Source organism: Saccharibacillus alkalitolerans (genome assembly GCF_011090185.1).
GTDB lineage: Bacteria > Bacillota > Bacilli > Paenibacillales > Paenibacillaceae > Saccharibacillus > Saccharibacillus alkalitolerans.
The window spans coordinates 106,639-130,117 of the sequence record NZ_JAAFGS010000005.1; the positions used below are offsets into that span (position 1 = coordinate 106,639).

Annotated in this window: 19 protein-coding genes; 5 read left to right on the top strand and 14 right to left on the bottom strand. The window is 59.0% G+C overall.

All coding sequences use genetic code 11. The features are described 5' to 3' along the window. Positions 1 to 235: 235 nt before the first annotated feature. From GYN08_RS15460 to GYN08_RS15475, 4 genes are all read right to left on the bottom strand, one after another. Complete coding sequence (locus tag GYN08_RS15460) at positions 236 to 442, bottom strand: hypothetical protein (RefSeq protein WP_166275833.1); 207 nt, start codon at positions 440 to 442, stop codon at positions 236 to 238. Between the two features lie 126 nt (positions 443 to 568). Next, positions 569 to 862, bottom strand: a complete 294-nt coding sequence (locus GYN08_RS15465; RefSeq protein WP_166275835.1) for a hypothetical protein — start codon at positions 860 to 862, stop codon at positions 569 to 571. Positions 863 to 922: 60 nt separating this feature from the next. Continuing rightward, complete coding sequence (locus tag GYN08_RS15470; protein ID WP_166275837.1) at positions 923 to 1,447, bottom strand: hypothetical protein; 525 nt, start codon at positions 1,445 to 1,447, stop codon at positions 923 to 925. Positions 1,448 to 1,449: 2 nt separating this feature from the next. Further along, positions 1,450 to 1,722 (bottom strand): hypothetical protein, encoded by a 273-nt coding sequence (locus GYN08_RS15475; RefSeq protein WP_166275839.1) that lies wholly within the window; start codon positions 1,720 to 1,722, stop codon positions 1,450 to 1,452. A 278-nt stretch (positions 1,723 to 2,000) separates the two neighbouring features. Here GYN08_RS15475 and GYN08_RS15480 point away from each other — a divergent pair, with 278 nt between their 5' ends. Together GYN08_RS15480 and GYN08_RS15485 are read left to right on the top strand one after the other, a co-directional pair. After that, on the top strand, positions 2,001 to 3,617 hold the full coding sequence (locus tag GYN08_RS15480; protein ID WP_166275841.1) for a serine hydrolase domain-containing protein: 1,617 nt from the start codon (positions 2,001 to 2,003) through the stop codon (positions 3,615 to 3,617). Positions 3,618 to 4,079: 462 nt separating this feature from the next. Continuing rightward, the gene (locus GYN08_RS15485) at positions 4,080 to 4,352 is read left to right on the top strand and encodes a hypothetical protein (RefSeq protein WP_166275843.1); all 273 of its coding nucleotides are present in this window, start codon (positions 4,080 to 4,082) and stop codon (positions 4,350 to 4,352) included. Between the two features lie 423 nt (positions 4,353 to 4,775). Here GYN08_RS15485 and GYN08_RS15490 read toward each other — a convergent pair whose 3' ends face one another. The 3 genes from GYN08_RS15490 to GYN08_RS15500 form a co-directional block, all read right to left on the bottom strand. After that, complete coding sequence (locus GYN08_RS15490) at positions 4,776 to 5,267, bottom strand: copper amine oxidase N-terminal domain-containing protein (protein WP_166275845.1); 492 nt, start codon at positions 5,265 to 5,267, stop codon at positions 4,776 to 4,778. A 133-nt stretch (positions 5,268 to 5,400) separates the two neighbouring features. Further along, positions 5,401 to 6,780 (bottom strand): hypothetical protein, encoded by a 1,380-nt coding sequence (locus GYN08_RS15495; protein WP_166275847.1) that lies wholly within the window; start codon positions 6,778 to 6,780, stop codon positions 5,401 to 5,403. A 96-nt stretch (positions 6,781 to 6,876) separates the two neighbouring features. Next, positions 6,877 to 7,950: a LacI family DNA-binding transcriptional regulator gene (locus GYN08_RS15500; protein ID WP_166275849.1), complete on the bottom strand. Its 1,074-nt coding sequence runs from the start codon at positions 7,948 to 7,950 to the stop codon at positions 6,877 to 6,879. A gap of 167 nt (positions 7,951 to 8,117) precedes the next feature. Here GYN08_RS15500 and GYN08_RS15505 point away from each other — a divergent pair, with 167 nt between their 5' ends. From GYN08_RS15505 to GYN08_RS15515, 3 genes are all read left to right on the top strand, one after another. Beyond that, positions 8,118 to 9,020, top strand: coding sequence for an ROK family protein (locus GYN08_RS15505; protein ID WP_166275851.1), 903 nt, complete (start codon positions 8,118 to 8,120; stop codon positions 9,018 to 9,020). Positions 9,021 to 9,135: 115 nt separating this feature from the next. Beyond that, on the top strand, positions 9,136 to 10,083 hold the full coding sequence (manA, locus tag GYN08_RS15510) for a mannose-6-phosphate isomerase, class I (RefSeq protein ID WP_166275853.1): 948 nt from the start codon (positions 9,136 to 9,138) through the stop codon (positions 10,081 to 10,083). Positions 10,084 to 10,363: 280 nt separating this feature from the next. Next, on the top strand, positions 10,364 to 12,718 hold the full coding sequence (locus GYN08_RS15515; protein WP_166275855.1) for a M13-type metalloendopeptidase: 2,355 nt from the start codon (positions 10,364 to 10,366) through the stop codon (positions 12,716 to 12,718). A 157-nt stretch (positions 12,719 to 12,875) separates the two neighbouring features. Here the strand turns inward: GYN08_RS15515 and GYN08_RS15520 are convergent, their stop codons facing one another. The 7 genes from GYN08_RS15520 to GYN08_RS15550 all read right to left on the bottom strand — a co-directional run bounded on the left by GYN08_RS15520 (position 12,876) and on the right by GYN08_RS15550 (position 22,032). Continuing rightward, complete coding sequence (locus tag GYN08_RS15520; RefSeq protein ID WP_166275857.1) at positions 12,876 to 13,625, bottom strand: SDR family NAD(P)-dependent oxidoreductase; 750 nt, start codon at positions 13,623 to 13,625, stop codon at positions 12,876 to 12,878. A gap of 16 nt (positions 13,626 to 13,641) precedes the next feature. Continuing rightward, positions 13,642 to 14,814 (bottom strand): Rossmann-fold NAD(P)-binding domain-containing protein, encoded by a 1,173-nt coding sequence (locus GYN08_RS15525; RefSeq protein WP_166275859.1) that lies wholly within the window; start codon positions 14,812 to 14,814, stop codon positions 13,642 to 13,644. A gap of 127 nt (positions 14,815 to 14,941) precedes the next feature. Continuing rightward, positions 14,942 to 15,592: a ThuA domain-containing protein gene (locus tag GYN08_RS15530; protein ID WP_166275861.1), complete on the bottom strand. Its 651-nt coding sequence runs from the start codon at positions 15,590 to 15,592 to the stop codon at positions 14,942 to 14,944. 295 nt (positions 15,593 to 15,887) lie between these two features. After that, entirely contained in the window at positions 15,888 to 17,846 is a 1,959-nt protein-coding gene (gene cydC / locus GYN08_RS15535) for a thiol reductant ABC exporter subunit CydC (RefSeq protein ID WP_235946309.1), read from the bottom strand. Then, positions 17,843 to 19,621: a thiol reductant ABC exporter subunit CydD gene (cydD, locus tag GYN08_RS15540; protein ID WP_166275863.1), complete on the bottom strand. Its 1,779-nt coding sequence runs from the start codon at positions 19,619 to 19,621 to the stop codon at positions 17,843 to 17,845. Before cydD ends, cydC begins: the two co-directional genes overlap by 4 nt. Before the next feature lies 1 nt (position 19,622). Continuing rightward, positions 19,623 to 20,636, bottom strand: a complete 1,014-nt coding sequence (cydB, locus tag GYN08_RS15545) for a cytochrome d ubiquinol oxidase subunit II (RefSeq protein ID WP_166275865.1) — start codon at positions 20,634 to 20,636, stop codon at positions 19,623 to 19,625. Continuing rightward, on the bottom strand, positions 20,626 to 22,032 hold the full coding sequence (locus GYN08_RS15550; protein ID WP_166275867.1) for a cytochrome ubiquinol oxidase subunit I: 1,407 nt from the start codon (positions 22,030 to 22,032) through the stop codon (positions 20,626 to 20,628). Before GYN08_RS15550 ends, cydB begins: the two co-directional genes overlap by 11 nt. Positions 22,033 to 23,479 lie beyond the last annotated feature (1,447 nt).

Below are 23,479 nucleotides of genomic sequence, written 5' to 3' on the forward strand. Positions count from 1 at the left end.
TGTTGCGCCGTCTCCGACCGGTACGGCGGCTGCCGTACCTATTCCTGATCCTTCCGGGACCGCGCACGGTTTGGTTCTTCCGCGTTTCTTCTTTACAGTGTGACGCAAACATCTTCGATTTTCAAATATTGACTTCGTGCTCACCGCGGCCGCCCCAAAAAGGCTTTTCCGTCCGGAAAAGCCTTTTTGAAGCGGCCGCCTTCAAACCGCGAACCGGCAGCCGATTTTTATGGAATCATCCGCCGCTCAGCATCATCATGACGCCCAGCGACAGCGAAACGAACAGCAGCAGAAAGCCCAGCGCCCGAAAAGCCTCCGACTGAAACCTTACCGGTTCGGCCGCGTCCTCGCCCGCCGGATCGCGCAGCGGGTGAACAAGCCGGTCGGGGCGGGCAATGACGAGCGGACAGAGCAGCAAAAAGACTCCGATCAGCAGAAACATGAGCCCATCCTCCTCGAAATTCCGGATTCGGACGGCTGCCTGCCATCCGTTTACCTTCTATGTACCCGGAACGGCCGCCGAATTATCAGATCGGACGGATCGGCTTTTGCAGAGGCGCCGACCGACTCACTTTTCTTCTTCCTCGACAGGCAGCTCCGCACGCCTGTGCTCCTCGTCCACGGAATCCTTCAGCCGCTTAAGATCGGCTTCCTGTTTGCGCAGCAGGCCGTTCAGCTCCTGCAGCTGACGGTCCAGCACCTGAAACCGGTCGTTCTGCTTACGGTCCAGATGATCGATCTGCGGACGGATAAGACGCTCGATCCGGCTTTCGACAACGGATGCCACGATCGCGTAAACGATTCCGCATCCAGCCGCCAGTACGAGCAAACTCAGCAGAATGCTCCAAAACCATTCGTCCATGCCGTTCCTCCTCCCGTTTACTTGTCGGATCCTCCGTATTCAATAAGGCTCTTTCGATTTTCAGGACTCTTGTTCCCTTTCGGTCCGGGTAAACGGCGCATCCGGAAAAGCTTCCGTCAGAAGCCGGCGGCTGTACGCGAAATAAGCGGCAAAGCTGGACGGATCGTAACCGGGCGGCTCTTCCTCCATCCACCGTTCCTCGTCCGCTTCTTCATCGTCGTCTTCCGGCCACAGAAGCTCTTCTTCGCTAAGCAGCGTCATCGGATCGGAGGGATAATCCGGCAGCGGTTCGCCGCTCTGATCCATGAGCAGAACGGCTTCCCATACCGCGGCATACAGCCGGCGTTCCTCCTCCGGCAGCTCTTCCGGACGCCGCCCCGCCGATTCCCGCAGCAAAAACAGCAGCGTCCACGGCGTCGCCTGCCAGAGCGTGCCCTGATGCTCGATCAAGTTGGCGATCTCGCGGAAGCGGCGCCGCCGAATCAATTCCGGCATTTCCGTCGCCCGGCCGTAAGCGGTCGTGAGACGGCTCCACGGAACGTCCTCGATTTGCAAAAAGTCCAGCGACCGCATAAGTTCGCCCATGCTTAATCCGCTCCTTTTATGTTCCCCAACCGTTCGTTCTGCTCGCGCAGCAGCGCGTTCTGTTCCTGCTGTAGAGCCTCCTGCCGTTCGAAGCGTTCGGCCTGCCGGCGCTCCAACTCGTTCAGGTCTTGGCGCAGCGCGTAAACTTCTTCCTTGGCATCGGAATGGTTAATGGCGAGCCGAATGATCCAATATACGACAAACAGCAGGATCGCGAGCAGCACGACCGTGATCAGCAGACCGAAGAATCCCAGAGCTTGAACTTCAACATTCATTTCCGCACGCCTCCTTAACTGAGTGATCGGCTCCGAATCGAATATCCGACAAGCGGAGCCGCTTTCCTTATATTAAACGCTTGCGGACCGAAATAAGTTTTCATTTTGAACAGTGTTCGGGCCGCGCGCCGTTTTTGGAACCTCTCCTTAAGTCCAGGTTTTTCGGCGTCCGGGGACCGAGCGCAAGTTCGTGCCGTCGGCCGATTTGGTCGCGTTGACGATCCGATAGAATGAGAACAGAGCAAGAAGAGAACGCCGAAACGGAAGGAAGTTGAATCATGAATATCTCCAACAGAATAAAAAGATCGTTGGCCGGCCTGCTTCTGGTCTCGGCCGTCGCCGTTCCGGCCGCCTATGCCGGAGCCGCGCCCGGAGCGTTAAACGGATCAAGCCCGGCGAGCGCAGTCCCTGCTTCGCCTTCGACTTCGTCGGTTATCGCCGCCTGGACGCCCGAGCAGGTCGACGCCTATGCGGAAGCCGCCATGAAGCGGCTGCATGTTCCCGGCCTGGCCGTCGGCATCGTTCATGAAGGCGAGATCGCCTATATGCAGGGCTACGGCACTGCCGGCCCGGGCGCCGGACCGATGACGCCGCAGACGCCGCTGGCGATCGGCTCGACGACCAAGTCGTTCACGGCGCTGGCCGTCATGCAGCTTGTCGAAGCGGGAAAAATCGATCCGGACGCGCCGGTCACCGATTATTTGCCCGACTTCCGTTTGGCCGATGCCGACGCTTCCGCCCGCATTACCGCAGCCGACCTGCTGCATCAGACAAGCGGCCTGTCGACCTATGACGGCATCGCCTTTCTGGCCAAAGGAGACGGTACGCTCTCGGGACATATCCGCAGCCTGCAGAGCGTCTCGCAAAAGCATGCCGCCGGAGCCGTCTACGAATATTCCAATCTGAATTACAATATTCTCGGCGCGATCGTCGAACGCGTATCGGGCGAATCTTACGGCGATTATGTCGAAGAGAAAATCCTGCGGCCGCTCGGCATGAACGAAAGCTTCGCCTCTCCCGAACGGGCGGCCGCCGCTCTCGCCGAACGTTCCGACCGGCGGCCTCCTTCCGGCCATCAGCTGCTGTTCGGCCTGACCGTACCCACCCGCCTGATGGAACATTCCGGCACGGTGCCTTCCGGTTATCTCGTTTCCACCGCGGAGGACATGTCGAAATATTTGATCATGCAGATGGAAGGCGATTCCCCCGCAAGCTCTTCCGGCGGCGGCCGCCTGCTGTCCCCGGAAGGATTCAAGCGCATGCACGAACCGGCCGCGGATATGCGGGACGGGTCCTTTTACGGCATGGGTTGGGTGAACAGCGGCTCCTACATCTGGCATAACGGCACGACGGAAAACACTTACTCGGAAATGCGCATCCATGACGGGTACGGCCTGTTTATTCTCGCCAACTCGTCCGATCCGCTGATCGTCAGCTACGCCGGCATCCTGCCGGGGCTCGACGACATCGTTAACGGGCGCACGCCTTCGCTGAACAGCCTGCCGGACTTCGCCAAGCTGTATATGATCGCGGACGGCATCGTGCTTGCCATCGTGCTGCTGTTTCTCTGGTCGGTGCGCAGCCTGTTCCGCTGGAAAAAAGCGTTCCGGCCCGCGGCATGGAAATTCGTGCTGAACCTCGTGCTGCTGCTGGCCTGCAACGTCGCGTTTCCGCTGCTGATCCTGCATTTCGTCTCGGGGCTTGCCCCTTGGGAGGTCGTCGTAACCTGGGCTCCGGGAATCGGCTGGGGACTGATCGCGCTGCCTTGGCTGCTGCTTGCGACCGGCGGACTGAAGCTGCTGCTGATGCTCCTTGCTCTCGCGGGCAAAAATCGGACACCGAAGCCGTCTCTTCCGGCGAATCCGCCGCTCGAAAAAGCGGAAATCGGAGCCTGAACAGGATCCGCCGCGTTCCGGTCGGCATTCGCCGTCCGAGTTCGTCGAAATTCCCGGCACCGAACGGCCCAGCCTGCCGACCGGAACGGTCAAAGCCCTGGCCGAGGCGGACGCCGGCGCCGGACTTGCGCACGATCAAGCCCCCGATTTTCTTTCCGCCGAGGCCGGGAAGAAAATCGGGGGCTTTTTTTGTGCCGCGATCCGGGAGCTTTTCCTGCCCGAGCGCGTCTATTTTTCTAAGGCGTCTGAGCGCCCCTCAAAAGCCGAAAGGAGCGAATCCTCATAAAGCCGGACACAGAAGCAAAGGCCCTTCGCCAAAACCAAATCGCCGACTCCGATCGAACCGCCCTCAAAAGAATACTGCTGGCGGCCGTTTCTTACCTGTGCGGCGCGGCCGTCTTTCGGCTGTCGTTCGCCGGCCTTCCGCCGGAAGAATCCGCTTTCGCTTGGATCGGCGGGCTGATGCCGTTCGGCCTGATGGCTCTGCCGCTGTATAACGGCGTCTGGGCCGCCTGCCTCCGGATTCCGCGCCTTGCCGCGCGGATCGCGTCGATTGCTTTCGCCTGCGCCGTTATCGGCGTTCTTCCCGCGTGGGCTTCGTTCGTCATCTGGGAAGGACCGATCGACGGCCGGTTCTTCTCTTCCGAATTGGGCAGAGCCTACCTCGTCCAATTCACGGTATCCGGGCTTGTGTTCGGCTTGGGCACGCATTTCAAACGGCGAGTTCAAAAATAAATGCTTAAAAGCAGCTATTTGGCCTTTTTCGTCGTTGAACGCTGAAATAGCTGCGAAAAAGCAGTTATTTCCTCAAATCCGGCCTGACGATTCCTCTTTTTCCGAAAATAGCTGCTTCTATGCATCTATTCAGCAAAATCGCGTCAACTTCTGCAAAATAGCTGCTCTTATGCACTTATTTTCGCTTCGTTCGCGTTCCGCGCTGCTTATGCCTACAGCCGGCGCCCTGCCGCTCGCCGCCAGCGCACCCGACCCTCCGCTCCAGCTCCGGCCCTTCCTCCCGCCTCGGCCGGACAAACCGAAAAAGACCGTTCCGTCCTGCCGGTAAGGCAGGATGCGGAAACGGTCTTTTTTGAATGTCGGCGGGCCCGCTCGCGCGAAGCCCGACCGCGCTCGGGCGGCCGGACGCCGCGCCGGGCCGCTTTACTTGATCGAATCGCCGACCCACAGCGTTTCGGTCGCTTTGTCCCACTTGATCGACTCGCCTACGCCTCTGACGATGATGCCGACCGGCACCCGAAGCACGCCGCGCTTGAACGTTGCCGAGCCCTGCAGCTTCACTTCTTTGCCGTCTACCCAGGCAACATTGCTGTCGGCCATGATCTTCACTGTATGATCGCCGCGCGTATACGTATAAGTTTTCGTTTTGGCGTCCCAGGAGATGTTGAGACCTTCGATCCCCAGCTGCTTGATGACGTCGGACGTCGCGTACAGCGTGCTCTTGATGAAGAACGGATATGCGCTAGGCTTCACCAGTCCGTCGTTGCCGTAAATTTTGGCGGCAGGCTCGGAAGATGTCGTCGTCGCGGGAGCGGACGCGGAGGCTGGAGCTGCCGTCGGGGCAGGCGCGGCCTGCGCGGCGCCTGCGCCCAGTACGGCGGTGCCCAGCAGCGATGCGATCAGGATTTTTTTCATTGGAAAGTCCTCCTCTAGGATACGGTTATAAGATGCGTTTAAAAACACCCTACCCTTATATATAAACCTTCCGAGAGCGGATTTAGTTGCAGTTCTGATACATTTAAGGAAAATCCGCTTAATCAAATAACTATTACAAAAAACCTATTTTAAAATCACGGAAATTATTTTCTGGGGTGCGCGCATCACTAGGTGACTTAGCGATCGAGTGAGAATAGCGATTGTCGCCTTTGATTTTGATTTTATGATGAGTTTTCGTGTAATCTATTAGCTCAAAACCCATTGTCGCTAGTTCACGTTTACTACGAGAAGTAATACCATCTTGTGAAACAAGTATTCTTTTCATATTATCTAAAAATCTTTGTTTATTATTATCATTTTTATTAGCTTTTAAAATTGAATTCAAAATATTTTTCACCCGAATCGAACAACTATCTTGATTCATTTTTTCTTCAACTAAACTAAGTACTAGCTCACTTTGCTCATTCAGAAATAACTCGTACTCTGTTCCCTTGAAAATCAGAGGTGTTTGACCGTTAAAAGCATTGGAGTTTAAAACTTCATTCATATGATTTAAATAAAGGTTTTCCAACTCCATGTTATCTAACTGTTCTTTAAGCTTTTCGTTTTCTTCTAAAGCATAAGCTAACATATCTTTATTTTCTTCTTCTCCAGTTTTAAAACCTTCTATAGTCTTTTGGTATTTTAAATTTTGAACAAAAGACCATCTGTACTCATTTGGTGTCTTACGAGTATTTAATATTTTTTTCACAAAATTAAGTATATTATTCACATGATCTGTTGCATCAATCCTATAATAGTAATTTCTGTCCCCTCCAGGCCAATAAATTCCTATTTGCCCGTTATAAGCAACTTTTCCATCTGTATTTTTTTGTAACATAAAAGTAATTGATTCCTCGGTCTCTACAAAAACGTGAGCTAAACCGGATAATTTTAAAGCTAACTTGTTTGGATCAACTAAAAATTCACCTGATTTATTTTTGCTGAGATAAACAACTGGAAATGAATTTGATTGTTCCCCATTCAAAAGACAAGAGATATATTCAAGATTATCTGAAGTTATTTCTTTAAACTTTTTTTCTATTTTAATTCCATCATCTTCTTCAAGTTCTAAATTTTCAAGCAATAAAGACACAATAAAAGGTTTTAAAGGAAGCCTTGTATAATTTGCTACGTTAAATGTGGCTCTAGAAGTTACAACCGCGACCTTGAAATTACTCTCTGTTTTATAACCGATTACATCAGTACGCCACTCACTATCTTCGTCCTTTTTTATATGACGTACCCCACAATGTGTTCCATTTTTCCCCTCGACATTAACAAATTCTAATGATTCAGAATCACTTTGATATTTAAATCCATCAGTAAGAGTCTCGTCCTTGATTATTAAGCTAGTATGAGGACTATTCTTTTGCCAAGTTCTACACAATTCTAGAAACTGTTCTTCACTAACTGTGTTACTTAAAGGCAACACCGTATTAAAGCCGATCATTTGCTCACCATACTTTCTTTAATTTATAAATTTGTAAATCTAACTACTTACTAGGTAAATATTATTCTAAGAAAGCGAGCATTTCAATAAAAGAATTTACATGTTTACTAAGATACCTTCCGCCGCCCATCTTACCGCCTCCCGTCTGCCTCCGTACCCGCCCAGCAGCAGCTCTACGGCCGCTTCGCACATCCGGCGCTTATCCGCTTTTACCGTGACCGATAATCCCGAATCCGGCTTCAAAGCCTGTTCCAATCCGTCGAAACCGGCAACTTCCACCCGCTGCGGCACCGATACGCCGATCGCCCGCAGGCGGCGAATCAACAGCAGCGCGATCCGGTCGTTGCCGCAGAAAAAAGCGGTAGGCAGCGCGTCTTCCGCACTCTGTCCGACATTCGGACTCCCCGCTTTCGCCGCGACGATCCGCTCCAGAAATTCGCCGATCTCCCGTTCGTTTTTCGCTTCGTCGAAATCGTCGGCTTCCAGCAGCGTATGAGCCTCGCGGATCGGCAGCCCCGCTTCCCGCATCGCCCGCCAGTAGCCGAACCAGCGCTCCTCGTGGCTCGTCGTCAGGTTGGCCGGTCCGATAAAGCCGATCTCGCGGTGTCCGCGTTCGATCAGCCAGCGCACGGCCGATTCCGCGCCTTCCGTATTGGCCGATACGGCGGCCGCGCTCGGCAGGTCGCGGTAATAAGAGTCCAACAGGACAAGCGGCGCGCCCGTCTCCCAGACCATTTGCGCATACGGCTTCGCCGCGATGCCGAACAGAATGACGCCCGCATGCTCCACGTCTTCGAATAAGCCCGGCAGAACCCGATCGCGCTCCATTTCTCCGTCGATCCGGGCGATCACCGCGTTGCAGCCCCGCGCGCGTATACTCTCTTCCAGAATCCACAGCATGTCGTGAAAAAAGCGAAAATGTTCATTGTCCGCGTAGCTGACGATCCGCTCGGGCACCAGCACCAGCACGTTCCGCGCGTTTCCCTTCTCTTCCCCCGCGAGGCCCGAACCCGAAAGCCGGTAATCCAGCTCTTTCGCCGTTTTCAGCACGGTCTGCCGAACCTCTTCGCTCACGCCTTTTTTCCCCGACAAAGCCAGCGATACCGCGTTTTTGGACAGTCCCAGCCGGTCCGCGATATTCTGCATGGATACTTTTTTCGGTCTTGCCATGGATTCGCCTCCGTCCGATAAGGCCGGCGCCGTTTGGACGAATTCCGACATCCGTCCGGCGGCGCTGTTCCTCCATCCTGAAATATGCTATGCTGAGCTCATGTTACTTTACATATTTAATTTTCGTCAAGTTTTGTCAAGTCAATTCACAATCGGGAGGCATTAAGATGATCGCGATCGGAATCGATATCGGAGGCACCAAGATTGCCGTGGGCCTGGTGGACGAACAGGGGAACGTGCTGGCGCAGCAGTCGCTTAAGACGGATCCGGCCAAGACGCCCGCGGAACTCATTGCGGAAACGGCGGCGGCGGTAAACGGACTGCTGGATCGGCAGAACGTCTCTCCGGCGGACGTCAAAGGCATCGGCGTCGGCGCGCCGGGACCGCTCGATGCCAGAAACGGCCGGCTGGACAGCCCGCCGAATCTGCCGTCCTGGCACGGCTTCGGCGTAGTCGAGGAGCTTCGCAAGCACTTCGGCGCGTGGCCGGTGCATTTTCAGAACGACGCGACGGCGGCGGCGCTGGCGGAGAAATGGCTCGGCGCGGCGCAGGAGGCCGACAGCTTCGTGTTCATCACGGTAAGCACCGGAATAGGCGCCGGCATTTACATGCACGGACGGCTGATCACGGGGGCATCCGGCAACGCGGGCGACGTCGGCTTCATCATGGTCGAGCCGGGCGCCGCCGGCACCGAAGGGTACTGGGAGCAGATCGCGTCGGGCACGGCCATCGCGCGCCAGGCGTCGGAGCTGCTCGGCCGGTCGGTCGGCACCAAGGAGGCGTTCGATCTCGCGGCAGGCGGCGACGCGCGGATGAAGACTCTTATCGACGTCACGTATCGGCGCCTCGGCATGGGCTGCGTATCGCTCATCAACACGCTCGATCCGGAAATGCTCGTCATCGGCGGCGGGGTGTCGCAGATCGGCGATCCGCTGTTCGAGGCGATCCGTTCTTACGTATCGGAGCACGCGCTGAGCCCGGCGGGCCGCCGAACGGCTATCGTACCGGCCGCTTTGAGTCAGAACGCCGGACTGATCGGAGCGGCTTCGCTCGTGCATCAAGCTTACTGAACGCTCACGAAACGCGGCAGCCTGAGCGGCGGGCCGTCGGAGGCGTCTAAACGCCCTCCCGCCGGGTAATAACTCAGCGGAAACCTATCAGACCAACGAAGGAGCGCGAGAAACCATGAACGAACCGATTTTTCTCACCCCCGTTTTCCAGAAACGCATCTGGGGCGGCACCAAGCTGAACACCCTGTTCGGCTACGACATTCCCAACGACAAGACCGGCGAATGCTGGGCCGTGTCGGGACATAAGAACGGACAAAGCATCGTACATAACGGCCCGTACGCGGGCACCAAGCTGGGCGATCTGTGGAACGACCGTCCCGAGCTGTTCGGCGAATCCGATTCCGACGTGTTCCCTCTGCTGACCAAAATCCTCGACGCTTCCGACGATCTGTCGGTGCAGGTCCACCCGGACGACGCGTACGCGCGAGAATTCGAGAACGGCGAACTGGGCAAAACGGAATGCTGGTACATCGTCGACGCCGAGCCGGGAGCTTCCATTATCTACGGCCACAACGCGCAGTCGCGCGAAGAGCTGCGCTCGATGATCGAAGCCGGTCAGTGGGACGAACTGCTGACGAAGATCGAGGTCAAGCCGGGCGACTTTTTCTACGTGCCGAGCGGAACGATCCATGCGCTGGGCAAAGGCATCGTCGTGCTGGAAACGCAGCAGAGTTCGGACACGACTTACCGCGTGTACGACTATGATCGTAAGGACGCCAACGGCCGGGGCCGGGAGCTGCATCTGGAAAAAGCGATCGAAGTGACTACCATCCCGCAGTTCTACAAAGGCGGCGCGTACGAGACGGACCGCTTCGAAGGCGTCACGATCACCAAATTCGTTGCGAACGGCTTCTTCACCGTGCAGAAATGGGAAGTCGACGGCCGTGCCGAATTCGGTACGCGCGATCGCTACACGATCGTCAGCATCCTGGACGGAGAAGGTTCGCTGAAAGGCGGCAATGGCGAGTACGCGCTCAAAAAAGGCGATCACTTCATTCTCCCGGCGAACTTCGGTCCTTATTCGATCGACGGCACACTGACGACGATCTCGTCGTGGGAATAACGTCTCGGGCAGCATAAGACAAACGCACACTCCCGAAAAGAAGGCGCTCGTCATATGAGCATGCCTTCTTTTTTCGCTTTTTCCCGCAATTGCTTGCCAAGGTCGAAACTTATGGTTTGTTTTCCCGTATACTTGGCAGGAAAGCAAGCGACCCGGCCGCTGCGTATGAACGTGCATGAACGCGGTCCCCTTGCTCTTCCCTTTCGATCCGCCGCACGCCTCCGTACGAGCGCGTAAAGCGCGCCGGGTCTATTTGCGAATTTTATGAGGAGGATTTTTTGTGAAAAAAACCGCATCGCTGCTTCTCGCTTCATCCCTGCTGCTGTCCGCTCTGCCCGCTTCGGCATTCGCGCAGGCACAGGAGCCTACGCTTACCCGGGCGCAGGTCGTCGACTATCTGCTGAGCATTACGGACGATTACGCGCCGAACGTCGGCAAATCCGACATTCTCAAAGGCGATGCCAAAGGCAACACCGCCGAGAGCCGCCCCGTGTCCCGCATCGAAGCGCTGGTCATGCTCGGCCGCGCGTTCCCGAACCTCCCGACGCCCGTCGGCAACGATCTGCGCCAGATCGGTACTCCGGCTTCCTTCAAGGACGTTCCGACGTGGGCCCAGAGCGAATTGTCCAGACTGGCCAAAGCGGGCATCGTGAACGGCACGGCAGAAGGCGAGCTCGGCTCTTCCGATCCCGTCACGCGGGAACAGCTCGAGACGTTCACCCACCGCGCAATGGCTCTCGAAGGCAGCAACCCGCGCGACGATTACTATGAATACATAAATAAAAAATGGCTGAACGCGTCCACGATCGGCGCGGGCGAATTGAGCAACGGCGTGTTTAACGAAATGACGGCGGAGAACGACGCGCGCATCAGCGACATGATCGGACAGATCGCCGCCAAGCCGCAGACGCCGGGCTCCGTCGAGCAAAAAATCGCGGACTTCTACGGAAACGCGCTCGACATCGAACACCGCAACAAACAGGGCATTCAGCCGATCGCGGGTTATTTGAAATCGATCGACCAGGCGGCCAGCGTGCAGCAGCTGCTCGACGCGACGATGAAGATCGAGCACGATCTGGCGACAGGTTCGCTGCTGACGTTCGGCGTCATGAGCGATGCCAAAGACAGCAGCAAAAACGCGCTGTACTTCGGAGCGCTCGCGACCACGCTGGACAAAAACAGCTATACGTCGGACAATGCCGCGGTGCAGGAGCTTTACGTCGGCTATTTGACCGGTCTGTTCCGACTGGGCGGCAGCGACGAGAAAACCGCGCAGACTCAAGCCCAATCGGTCTTCGCTTTCGAAAAGCAGCTTGCTTCGGCCTCGATGGATCCCCAGGATAAGAACGATGTAAGCAAGTACTACAATCCGCATACGAAAAAGCAGTTCGAAGCGCTCTTCCCGGGTATCGACACGGGCAAAATCCTGAAAGAACTGGGATTGGACTCGGCCGACAAGATCATCGTCATGGACCCGGGATTGACGAAACAGTCGGCCGAGCTGCTGACGGACAAAAATCTGGATGCGCTTAAGGCTTACGCCAAAGCGATGCTGCTGAGCGGCACGGGCAGCGTGCTGTCCGAAGACTTCGAGAAGCTGTCGGAAGACTTCCAGGCGAAAATGTACGGCGTCGAAGGCCAGAAGACCCGGCAGCAGAAAGCGGTCGCGTTGACCCAAAGCGTTATGAGCGACTATTTGGGCCAAACGTTCGCGGAGCGCTATTTCAGTCCGCAGGCGAAGCAGGACGTGGAAAAAATGGTCGGAGAGTTCATCGGCGTCTACAAGCAGCGGATTCAGAACCTCGACTGGATGTCCGAAACCACCAAAGCCAAAGCCGTCAAAAAACTCGAGACGATGAAGATCAAAGTCGGTTATCCGGACGAGTGGAACGACAGCCTGAAAAACGTCTCGATCGTTTCGGTCAAAAACGGCGGGTCGCTGTTCGACAACTTCGTCGCCATCAGCAAAGCCGCCAAGCAGGAGATGATCGCGTCCCTGGGCAAACCGGCCGATAAAGACGCCTGGGCGGTAAGCGTGTATACCGTCAATGCCTTCTATAACCCGCTGAACAACGAGATCGTGTTCCCGGCGGGCATTCTGCAGGCTCCGTTCTATGACATCAAAGCCAAGCCGGAAACGAACATGGGCGCGATCGGCATGGTGATCGCGCACGAGATCAGCCACGCCTTCGATAATCTGGGCGCTTCCTACGACGAGAACGGCAACGCGGTCGATTGGTGGACCAAGGAAGACTATGCGCGGTTCCAGGAGAAGCTGCAGCGCGTGATTCAATATTACGACGGCGTGGAAATCATCCCCGGCGTGACCAACAACGGCGCCCTGACCGTCAGCGAAAATGTGGCCGATCTCGGCGGCATGGCCGCCTCGCTGCAGGTCTTGTCCCAGATGCAGAACCCGGACTACAAAGCCTATTTCGAAGGCTACGCCACCATCTGGCGCACTACGATGAGCCGCGAAGCGGCGGCTTACATGTCTACCATCGATACGCACTCGGCGAATAAAGTCCGCGTCAACCGCACCATCGGCAACTTCCCGCAGTTCTACGAAGCATTCGGCGTAACCGACAAGGATGCCATGTACGTCGCGCCGGAGGATCGGGTCAGCATCTGGTAATCCGAACCGAGACGCTTCCAAATTTCTCGAAACAAACAGCAAACGGCCCTGTTCCCTCTTATCGAGGGAAACAGGGCCGTTTTTTTGTGCGGGCAATCCGTCTGCCCCGCCTGTTTCTCCGCCGTATGGACGATGGAGCAAGGCGAGACCGCCTTCGCTACCAGGGCCATTCCCGGCCCTGCCAGTCGCGCATCACCGGCCGGTCTTCGTCGACGGAGTGGGGCTTGTCGTCCCACGGCAGCGTGCTGCCGAGGAAATACTCCAGAGCGGGCGCCGCCGATTCGGACGGCTCCAGCTCGGCTTCGTTATTTTTCTCGCCGGACATGTAGGTTCGCATCCAGCCGGGATGATACAGCCGGAACGTATAGCCGTCCGGCCGCAGCCGGTCGAACAGCGTGCGGACGCCGCGGTTGAGCGCCGCTTTGGACATGCAGTAGGCGAACCAGGCGGTTCGTTCCGCTTTGCCGATGCTGCCGGCTTCCGAAGAAACGAAGCAGATCCGCTTCAATTCGCCGCGCTCCAGCAGCGGGTGAAAAGCTTCGCTCGTCCGCACGGGACCGAGCGAATTGACCTGGTACAGCCGGATCATTTCGTCGTAATCCTGCGGAACCCGAATCGAGTCTTCGTTCTTGTCCGTGATGACGCCCGCATTGTTGATCAGCAGATCGATGCTGCGCGTGCGCTCCTCGACGGCGGCCGCGGCGGCCAGCACGGAAGAATCGGAAGAGACGTCCAGCGGCAGGATAATCAGCGTGCCCGGGTAACGTTGTTCCAGCTCGCGAAGCTGCGGCCAGTCCGGCAGGTAGCTGCCGGCGAAGACCCGCCAACCGCGCGCCAGAAGCCCTTCCGCCAGCGCGAGACCGAGTCCCCGGTCGGCGCCGGTCACGACGGCGTTATGCTTGTTCATATCGCCTCTCCTCCTTTCAAAATGGCCATTCTTCGCCGCGGCTGCCGGTCAATACGAGACGCTCTTCGTCGGCATGCGGATTGGTGAAAAATCCGGCGGCGAAGCGTGCGGATTCCCCGACCATGGCCGGCAGCGACATCATCGGCTCGGCCGCAGCGGCGGGCCGGTCGCCTTTGCTCCCGCTGCTGTCGGCCGCTCCCGGCAGGCCGCCCGGCATCGCCCCGCGGAGCGGCGACAGGCCGGGATCGTACAGCCGGAACGTATAGCCTTCCCGGCCGAGGTCGTTGAACAGCAGCTTGGCCTGCATATGCAGCGCCGTACGCGCCATCGCGCGTCCGATCGGGACGTCCGCATGTCCCGCCGAGATGCTGCCTTCGTGCGACGACACGAAGCAAATGCGCTTCAGCCCGCCTTCCGCGTCCATCAGCGGAAGCAGATGCTCCACGGCCCGCAGCGGCGTCAGCGCATAAGCTTCGTAATCCCGCAGACGTTCTTCCGTCGTGCCTTCCGCAGGGAAATCCGCCCCGATATCGGCCGCTTGGATCGCCTCCTCCTTAACGGAATCCGCGCCTGCTTCCCCGTCCCGCTCAGGAACGATCTCGCCCGCGTTCAATACCAGGAGATCGATCCGGTCCGCAAGTCCGGCCGTCAGCCGTGCCGCTTCCTCCCAGGCTTCCCCGGGCTGATCCAAATCCAGCGGAACGACATGCATCCGGCCGTGTTCCGGCAGCGAAGCGGCGCTGTCGGCGTCGGAGAAAGCGCCAGCGGAAGAAGAGGCGGCAGCCGCATTCGATTGTGCCGACTTTACCTGCGTATCCGTTCCCTCCCGCTCTTCCTGTTCGTATCCGCCGTGACGCCCGTTGCTTTCGGGTCCGAAAGCGACCGAGCCTTCAAAGTCGTTCAATCCCGACGTCCCCGTCCCCGTAGGGATCTCGGGATTCTCCCCGATATGGGTTCCGTGCGTCCAGCCGCTGCTTCCGCCCGGTTCTTCGATCCCCTCGGCGTTCGGCCGGCCGGCTGCGGGAATCTCTCCCTCTTCGCCTATCTTGCGCTGTCCGGGCACGGATAAGATTTCCCGCTCTTCCCCGGGATCTCCGCCGACGACCTTCCAGCCGCGGGCTGTCAGCTCGCGTCCCAGTGCCGCTCCGAACGGTTCGCGCAAATTCAAAATCCAGGCTGTTCTGTCCACGGTATGCTCCTCCTTCGCTTGTCTCGATCTTGTCTCTAACCCTGTGCCTGATCGCCCGGCGATGCACCGTGACGGCTCCGGCGAATTCGGACGGAAAGCTGCCGTGCCGCTTAACTTTCTGCTCCGCTCACACGTCCCGTCCCGCGGAGTCCTGTCTCGCGCACCAATGCAGCGCGCTGCGCAGCAGCTTCTGATACATCGGATGCAGCCAGACTTCCGGCTCGTGTCCCGGCGTCAGCACGCAGACGCGGCCGCGGCCGTACGAACGCGTCCACCCTCCGGGCTGCGCGCCGTGCTCGGATACGGTAGTCATAATCAGATCCGCCACCGGATCGTCCCATTCCATAAAATAGTGCTCGTCGTGCACCGAGAACGCCTCGACGCCCGCCGCGATCGGATGCTGTTTTTCCGGATGAACGGTCACTTCGCACGCTTCGGGATGATGGACGAAAGCTCCGCCGGCCAAGCGCCGGAATAGGTCGCTTTCTTCATAACCGGCCGTTCCGGCATGCACGGCGAGCAGCGAACCTCCGCGCTCCACATAACGCTCGAACGCATTCTGCACTTTTTCGTTCATCCAGAACCGTTTTTCCTCTTCCGACTGGCTGTTCGCGCGCGCGACCAGCACGACCGGATACTCTTCCAAGCGGGCGGCGTCAAAGTCCTCCGCCCGGTCCGTCACCGTAAATTCGAATTCGCCGCCGGCCAGCTTGTCCAACCCATGCCGGACGACCTCCGCCGGATGCCAGCGATCTCCGCATACAGCCCATACCTTCATCTCGCGTTCCCCCTTCGACGAATTGACGCGGCCGCGCTGTCGCAAACGCTTTCCCTTTCGCGGGAGCGCGGCCGCTATGTAGTTGCGGATATACTTCATCTATATACCCGAATCGGAGGCGCTCCTCCGCCCGGGAACTATTTCTTTTCGTCTGCCGGGGATTTGCCGCCGCTTCCACGCGTCGGCTCTCGATCCGCACGCAAAAAATCGCGTCCCGCAGCGTTCGCACGAAAGGCCGAAAATTCGGCCGTTCATTCGAACGTTTTGCGAAACGCGACGGGAAGCAGCCGGCGAATCAGCGCTGCGCGCTTTTTTCGACCGGTCCCGGATCCGCCTCGGTCTCCCACGGGCGGTCCAACCTATACAAGCTGCGATAGCGTACCGACGAAGCCATCAGCTCGGCATGCGTGCCTCGGAGTACGATACGTCCTTCTTCCATAAAAATAATTTCGTCCATCCGCTCGGCCGCCACCAGATGGTGGGTCGCCCAGATCAGCGTTTTCCCCTCCGTCTCGGCGAGCAGCGTATGCAGCAGCGCCGCTTCGGTGCGCGGATCGAGACCGACCGTCGGTTCGTCCAGCAGCAGCACCGGCGTATTTTGAAGCAGTACACGGGCCAAGGCCGTCCGCTGGCGTTCGCCTCCCGAGAAGCGCGCTCCGGCCTCGTGCATCGGCGTCGCATAGCCTTTCGGCAGCGATTCGATCAGTTCGCCGAGCTTGGCGCGCCGGGCGGCTTCGCGCACATCCTCATCCGAAGCGTCTTCGCGTCCGAGCCGGATATTGTTCATGACGGTCGTATCGAACAAGTACGGGCTCTGATTGAGCACCGACAAAACATTCGGCATCTCCTCCGCCAGCAGGCTCGCGCTTATTCCGTTAAACGTCAATTCGCCGCGCTGTACGGGATAAGCGCCCTGAATCAGCTTGAGCAGCGTCGACTTGCCCGAACCGCTGCGTCCGATGACGGCAATCCGCTTGCCCTGCGGAATGTCGAGATCGAGGTCGGACACCGCCCACTCCTCGCCGCCGCCGTAACGAAAGCCCGCGCCGCGGATACGGATATGGGCGTTCTGCCGGATACCGGCAGCCTCTTCCGGCGCAATCGCACAAGCCGGAACAATCCCGGCGTCCGCTTCGCGGTCCAGCACGCTCAAGCGCTGCAGCGATTCCCGGTAAGACGGAATCCGGTTCGCCGCGTCGGCCATCGGCGTAAACGCGTCCGACAGCGGGATCACGACCAGCACGAACGCGGCCAGCAGCGTCGCCGGCATGCTGCGGCCTTCCAGTTGGCCGGCCGCCCAGACGGCGGCCAAGAGCACCAGCAGGCCGATCAGCATCTGAGTCAGCAGTGCGCGGCGTCTCGTCCAGGCGCTCATACGGCGCTCGTAGAGAGAGGCTTCCCGCTCGCCGTTTTCGTAGCTGCGGGCGAATTCCGCGCCTCGGCCGCTGATCGTCCAGTCGCCGAGCCCCAGCACGGCATCGGTCAGACGGCCATAAAGCGCAGACTGCGCCCGCTTCAGTCCGATCTGGTTGCGGCGTGTGACGCGAAGCGACACGAACGGCAGAACGGCGACCAGAAGCAGCAGATAGAGCGCCATCAGCAGCGCGAAGCTCCAGTCCAACCAACCGAGCGCCAGCACGACGACCGCATACGTCAGCAGCGCCGTCACGCCCGGAAAGATGCTGCGCACGTAGACGTCCTGCAGCTTCTCCACATCGTCGGACATCAGCCCGAGCAGGTCGCCCGTACGGTAGCGCGAACGCATATGCAGCGCCTGAGGCTCCAGACGTCCGTACAGGCGCACCCGCATTTTCGAGAGCACCCGCAGCACCGCGTCATGCGCGCTCAGCCGCTCGACGTAGCGCAGCACCGAGCGGGCGATGCCGAACGTGCGCACGCCGACGATCGGCACATAAACCATGAGAATGTTTTCCGGACGCAGTGCCGACTTGGAAATCAGGTAGCCGGAGGTAAAAGTCAGCATGCCGGCCGCCAATACCGTCAGCGCGCCGAGCGCGACGATCAGCGCGAATCGAAGCGCGTTGGCCCGCAGATAAGGCGCGATCCAGCCCTGCGGCGCGGAAGACCCGGGATCGCCGGCCGCTTGGCTACGATTGCCGGCAGGCTTGTCGATCTCCGCTTCTGCCGCCCGGCGTCCCGGCACGGCCAAACCTCCGGGCAGCCGTACGGCTCCTTCCCCGCCGGACATGCTTTTCAGTTCGCTCGCGCGCTTGGCGCGGTGTCCTCCGTTCATGCCGTTCCCTCCCACTCCGCGGCCAGCATCGCGGCATATGCGCCGCCGCGGGCAAGCAGCTCTTCATGCGTGCCCTCTTCTACAGCGCGCCCGCCGTCCATTACGATAATATGATCCATGTCGGCCATCCAATGCAGCCGATGCGTCGCCAGAATCACGAGCCGGTTCTCGAACAGCTTGAGCATCGTCGCTTTCAGCTCGTATTCCGTTTCGATGTCCAGATGCGCCGTCGGCTCGTCCAGCAGCATGATCCGCCGACCGCCCAGCAGCGCGCGCGCCAAGGCCGCCCGCTGCTCCTGGCCGCCGCTGAGCGGCCGCCCTCCCGCGCCGACCGGCTCGTCCAGCCCGAGCGGCAGCTTGTTCAGCACGCCTGCCAAGCCGGCATCTTCCGCGGCCCGCCGAACTTCGGCGGGGCTGGCGTCCGGGCGGTAAAAAGCGATATTTTCCGCCAGCGTGCCGCTGAACAGATACGGCTGCTGAGGGATGTAAGTCATCTGTTCCTTCCAGGCGCGCCCGGTCAGAGGCCGTTCTTCGCCGCCGTCCGTCCAGCACGCGCTTCCCGCGCCCGGAGGAAGAAATCCGCCGAGCACGTCGATCAGCGTCGATTTGCCCGCGCCGCTCAGTCCGACGACGCCGATTTTGCGCGGTCCCGTCAGTTCAAGATTTACGTCCTGCAGCGACGCTGGCGCGTCTTCGTCGTGCCGCACGGTGACTCCGCGCAAGCGCAAGGCAGGGAAAACGGAAGATGCTTCGACTCCGGCAAGTCGCTCTCCGTATTCTTGCCCGATCGAGCTTTCCCGCTCATTCCCCTGTTGATCCGATTCGTTAAAAGGAGACGGCGCATCGATGATGGCTTGGATCTGTTCGCCCGCTTCCTTCCCGTCCATCGTCGCGTGATAGTCCGCGCCGAGCGAACGGATCGGCACGAAAAATTCCGGCGCCAGAATCAAAATGGTCAGCGCGCCTTCGAGCATGAATGTTCCGTTCACGAGCCGCAGCCCCAGGCTGACCGCCACGCAGGCGACCGACAGCATCGTAAAGAAATCGAGCGCGAACGAAGACAAAAACGCCACCCGCATGCTGCGGATCGTCGCCTTGCGGTACCGCTCGCTCGTGCGTTCGATCGACTCCGCGTGAGCTCGGCTGCGGCCGAGGAACTTCAGCGTCTCCAGGCCGCGCAGCGAATCGACGAAGTGGTTGGACAGCACGCGGTAAGTCGCCCACTGCTTATCCATCTGCTTCTGCGCGGCCATGCCCAGCAAAATCATGAACGCGATCAGGATCGGGAAAACGAAGCCGAGCAGCAGCGCCGAAATCCAGTCCAGTCGGAGCACGTAAAGACCGATAAACAGCGGCGTGAACACATTGGTCATCAGCCGCGGCAGAAACAATTCGAGAAACGTGCGGTATTTGCCGACGCCTTCCCTCACCAGCGTGACCAGATTGCCCGTGCCGAGCTTTCCGGCGGCGCGCGGTCCCAATTCGAACAGCTTGTCCATCATTTGCCGACGCAGTTCTTCGCCCGTTTTTTCCGCGAACCGGTAAGACACTTTCGATTGAACGAACGTCATGCCTTGACGCAGAAGCAGGGCCGCCAGAAAGCCGGTCAGGCGGCCCGCCTGCTCGGAAAGGCTGTCGCCCGCGAACAATCCGGAGATCGCCTGAGCCAGCCACACCGCCTGCAGGATCACGGCCGCGCTCTGCACCATGGCACACAGCGCCAGTACCGCCATGACGGGCTTGATGCCTTTCAGCTTTCCGAGGCCCCGTCCCATATCAGTACTCCAGGTGGGTCTTCTCGTGGATGCGCTTATGGAAGACGAAATAACTCCAGATTTGGTACGCCAGAACGAACGGCAGCAGCGCCAGCGACACGATCGTCATCACTTTCAGCGAATAATTGCCCGAGGCCGAGTTATAGACCGTCAGGTCGAACGCCGATCCGAGCGAGCTGACCATAACCCGCGGGAACAAAGCGACGAATACCGCGGCGACCGCCAGCACGATCACCGAACCGGTCATGCCGAACGCCCAACCTTCGCGGCCACGCTTCATGAAGTAGCCCGCCAGCACGAAGGCTGCGGCGCCGACAACGGCCATGATCGCCAGAATCACGCCTCTACTCTGGAAAGCGTCGGTGGACACGAATGTGAGACCAGCCAGAATGACCAGCAGAGCGGCCAGCGGAATCAGCCATTTGCGTGCCATCTCGCGCGCCCGCAGCCGCAGCGAACCTTCGGTGCGCAGAGCCGCGAACATCAGGCCGTGCACGACGCACAGGCAGACGACCGTAAGGCCCGCCACGACGGAATACACGTTGACGACGTCGAAAAATCCGGCGTGCATCTGCATATCGGCGTCGATCGGCATGCCTTTCATCAGCGTCGCGAACACGACGCCCAGCAGGAAAGGCGGCAGGAAGCTGCCGAGGAAAATCGAGATGTCCCAGGCTTTGCGCCAGCCGTCGCTGCCGACTTTGCCACGGAATTCAAAAGCCACGCCGCGCGCGATCAGCGCGAGCAGCAGCACGACGAGCGGGATGTAGAAGCCGCTGAACAGCGTCGCGTACCAGTTCGGAAATGCCGCGAACATCGCGCCTCCGGCCGTCAGCAGCCAGACTTCGTTGCCGTCCCAGAACGGGCCGATCGAGTTGATCAGCATGCGTTTTTCGCTGTCGTTTTTCGCCAGCAGACGGGTCGCCATGCCGACGCCGAAGTCGAACCCTTCCAGGAAAAAGAAACCGATGAACAGTACCGCGACCAAGATAAACCACAGTTCACTAAGAGACATGAGCAACCTCCTTCTCGAACGGATCGTGCGGCTGCTCGAGCCCTTCCTGTTCTCCGCCCGGTCCATGCTTGATTTCTTTGACGAACAGATACGCCATCACGCCGCCGAGCAGCGTATACACGGCCGTGAACGTAATGATCGAGAACAGCACCGAACCGGCCGAGACGTTCGGCGACACGCTGTCCGCGGTCGTCATCAGCCCGAACACGGTCCACGGCTGTCGGCCCACTTCGGTCATGATCCAACCGGACGTATTGGCGATGAACGGCAGCGCGATCGCCCATTTCATCGCATGCCAGTACCATTTCGGCGCCTGCTCCACTTTTCGGCGCAGCGCCAGGTACGTGCCGTACAGCGAAAGCAGGATCAGCAGCCCGCCGCTCGCCACCATGATGCGGAAGCTCCAGAACGTCGTTTTGACCGGAGGAATGTAGTCCCCTTCGCCGTACTGCTGCTCGTACTGCGCCTGCAGTTCCTTCATGCCCGTCACGGAGCCGGTAAACTGGCCGTAGGACAGGTAGCTCAGCAGGCCCGGAATCGGCATGTTGATCTCGAACGAATTGCTCTGACCGTTCGTGTCGATGCCGGAAATGATCGCCCACGGCGCTTTTTCCGGCGTCGTTTCCCAGATGCCTTCGGCCGCGGCCATCTTCATCGGCTGGCTCTGCACGAGGTGTTTCGCCTGGGAGTGTCCGCTGAACGCCACGCCGAGCGAGGAGATCAGACCGATCACGATCGCGATGTTAAACGAAACTTTGAACAGATGCACGTCCTTTTTGCCCAGCATTTTGACCGCGCAGATGCCGGCCACGAGGAATGCCCCCGTCAGATAAGCGCCGAACACGGTATGCGGGAACTCGGACATCAGCTGCGGATTCGAGATCAGCGCGAAGAAGTCGTTCATCTCCGCCCGCCCGTTCTGTACGCTGAAGCCGACCGGCTCCTGCATGAACGAGTTGGCCGTCAAAATCCAGAACGCCGACAGCGTCGTGCCCACTACGACCAGCCAGATGCAGGCCAGGTGCAGCTTTTTGGACAGGCGGTCCCAGCCGAAAATCCACAGCCCGATAAACGTCGACTCCAGGAAAAAGGCGAACAGCGCTTCGATCGCCAACGGCGCGCCGAACACGTCGCCGACGAAGCGCGAGTAATCCGACCAGTTCATGCCGAACTGGAATTCCTGCAGAATCCCCGTCACGACGCCGACCGCGAAGTTGATCAGGAACAGCTTGCCCCAGAACTTCGCCATCTTTTTGTACTTTTCGTCTTTCTTGACCACGTACATCGTTTCCATCAGGGCGACGAACAGCACCAGGCCGATCGACACCGGGACGAAAAAGAAGTGGTAAATCGTCGTCAGCGCGTACTGAAGCCGCGCTAGTTCGACCACATCCATGTGATCCCTTCCTCTCTTCTGCTATGTAGGATGATGCTGCTCACGTGCGTGAACGAAATCTGCAATTAGTTTGTCAGAAATCTCACAGCGATTTAGTGAGGTTTATCACAAAAACGGGGGCAAAATGCGAAAAAAAGTGATCTTGGTCACAAAAAGGTTAAAATTTTGCGTGGAAGAGGGGGCTGTGTGGGGGGCGCTCCGTGGGCGGAATCGGGTTACGATCGCTTGTTGTTTTCGGATTCCTTCCATTGGCAGACTTTCAGGGTGGGAATCCGAAAACAAAGGCGAACGCTCCGCTTCTTCACTCCGATTCCGCCCGCTCCACTCGGCACACAGCCGCTCCCGCCGGAGGCGAGGAGAAAAGTCCAATACGCAGGGGCGGGTCCCGCCGAAGGCGAGGACAGGGATACCCAAGTTCGTGGGGGTCCCGCCGAAGGCGGGGACGAGGGCAATCCAGTGCGCGGGTCCCGCCGAGGGCGGGGACAAGGGCAATCCAGTGCACGGGTCCCGCCGAGGGCGAGGACGGGGACACCCTGTTCATGGGGGTCCCGCCGAAGGCGAGGACGAGGGCAATCCAGTGCGCGGGTCCCGCCGAGGGCGGGGACGGGGACACCCTGTTCATGGGGGTCCCGCCGAAGGCGGGGACAAGGGCGATCCAGTGCACGGGTCCCGCCGAAGGCGGGGACAAGGGCAATCCAGTGCGCCGGTCCCGCCGAGGGCGGGGACGGGGACACCCTGTTCATGGGGGTCCCGCCGAAGGCGGGGACAAGGGCGATCCAGTGCACGGGTCCCGCCGAGGGCGAGGACAAGGGCAATCCAGTGCACGGGTCCCGCCGAGGGCGAGGACGGGGACACCCTGTTCATGGGGGTCCCGCCGAAGGCGGGGACGAGGGCAATCCAGTGCGCGGGTCCCGCCGAGGGCGGGGACGGGGACAACCAATTCGTAGGGGTCCCGCCGGGGCGGGACGATGAAGGCGATGCGAAGGAGAGGGAAGGCTGCATCGAAAGACTAACGGAACAATGAGACGCTTAGAGCAGGATTCAAGGCAGTTTGAATTTTTAAAGGAACCAGGCGACGCTTAAACGAGAAAAAAGGGGAATAAACGGCGGTTGAAGACCCTTTTGGGGAGTTAACGGTTATGAGATCCGTTAAAACGGAAACGCGATCATAAAGGAGGCTCTAACGGATATGCGATCCGTTACGCGTTACGTGCTGCTCGTGACGCTTCATGCGTTCCGCGCTCCGGGCGGTGCTCCCGTTTTCGTCTACGGTACGGCAGTTCCCTTTTTATGCGTACCCGCAAGGAGAAGTGCCGGACGAACGGACGCGCGAAGGCATCTCAGAAGCAGGCGGAGTTTCGGACGGAAAAGCCAGTCCGCGTCCGCTATGACGAGCAAAGCGAAAAGCCCGCTTCCCTGCCGGAGATTCCGGCGCGGAAAGCGGGCT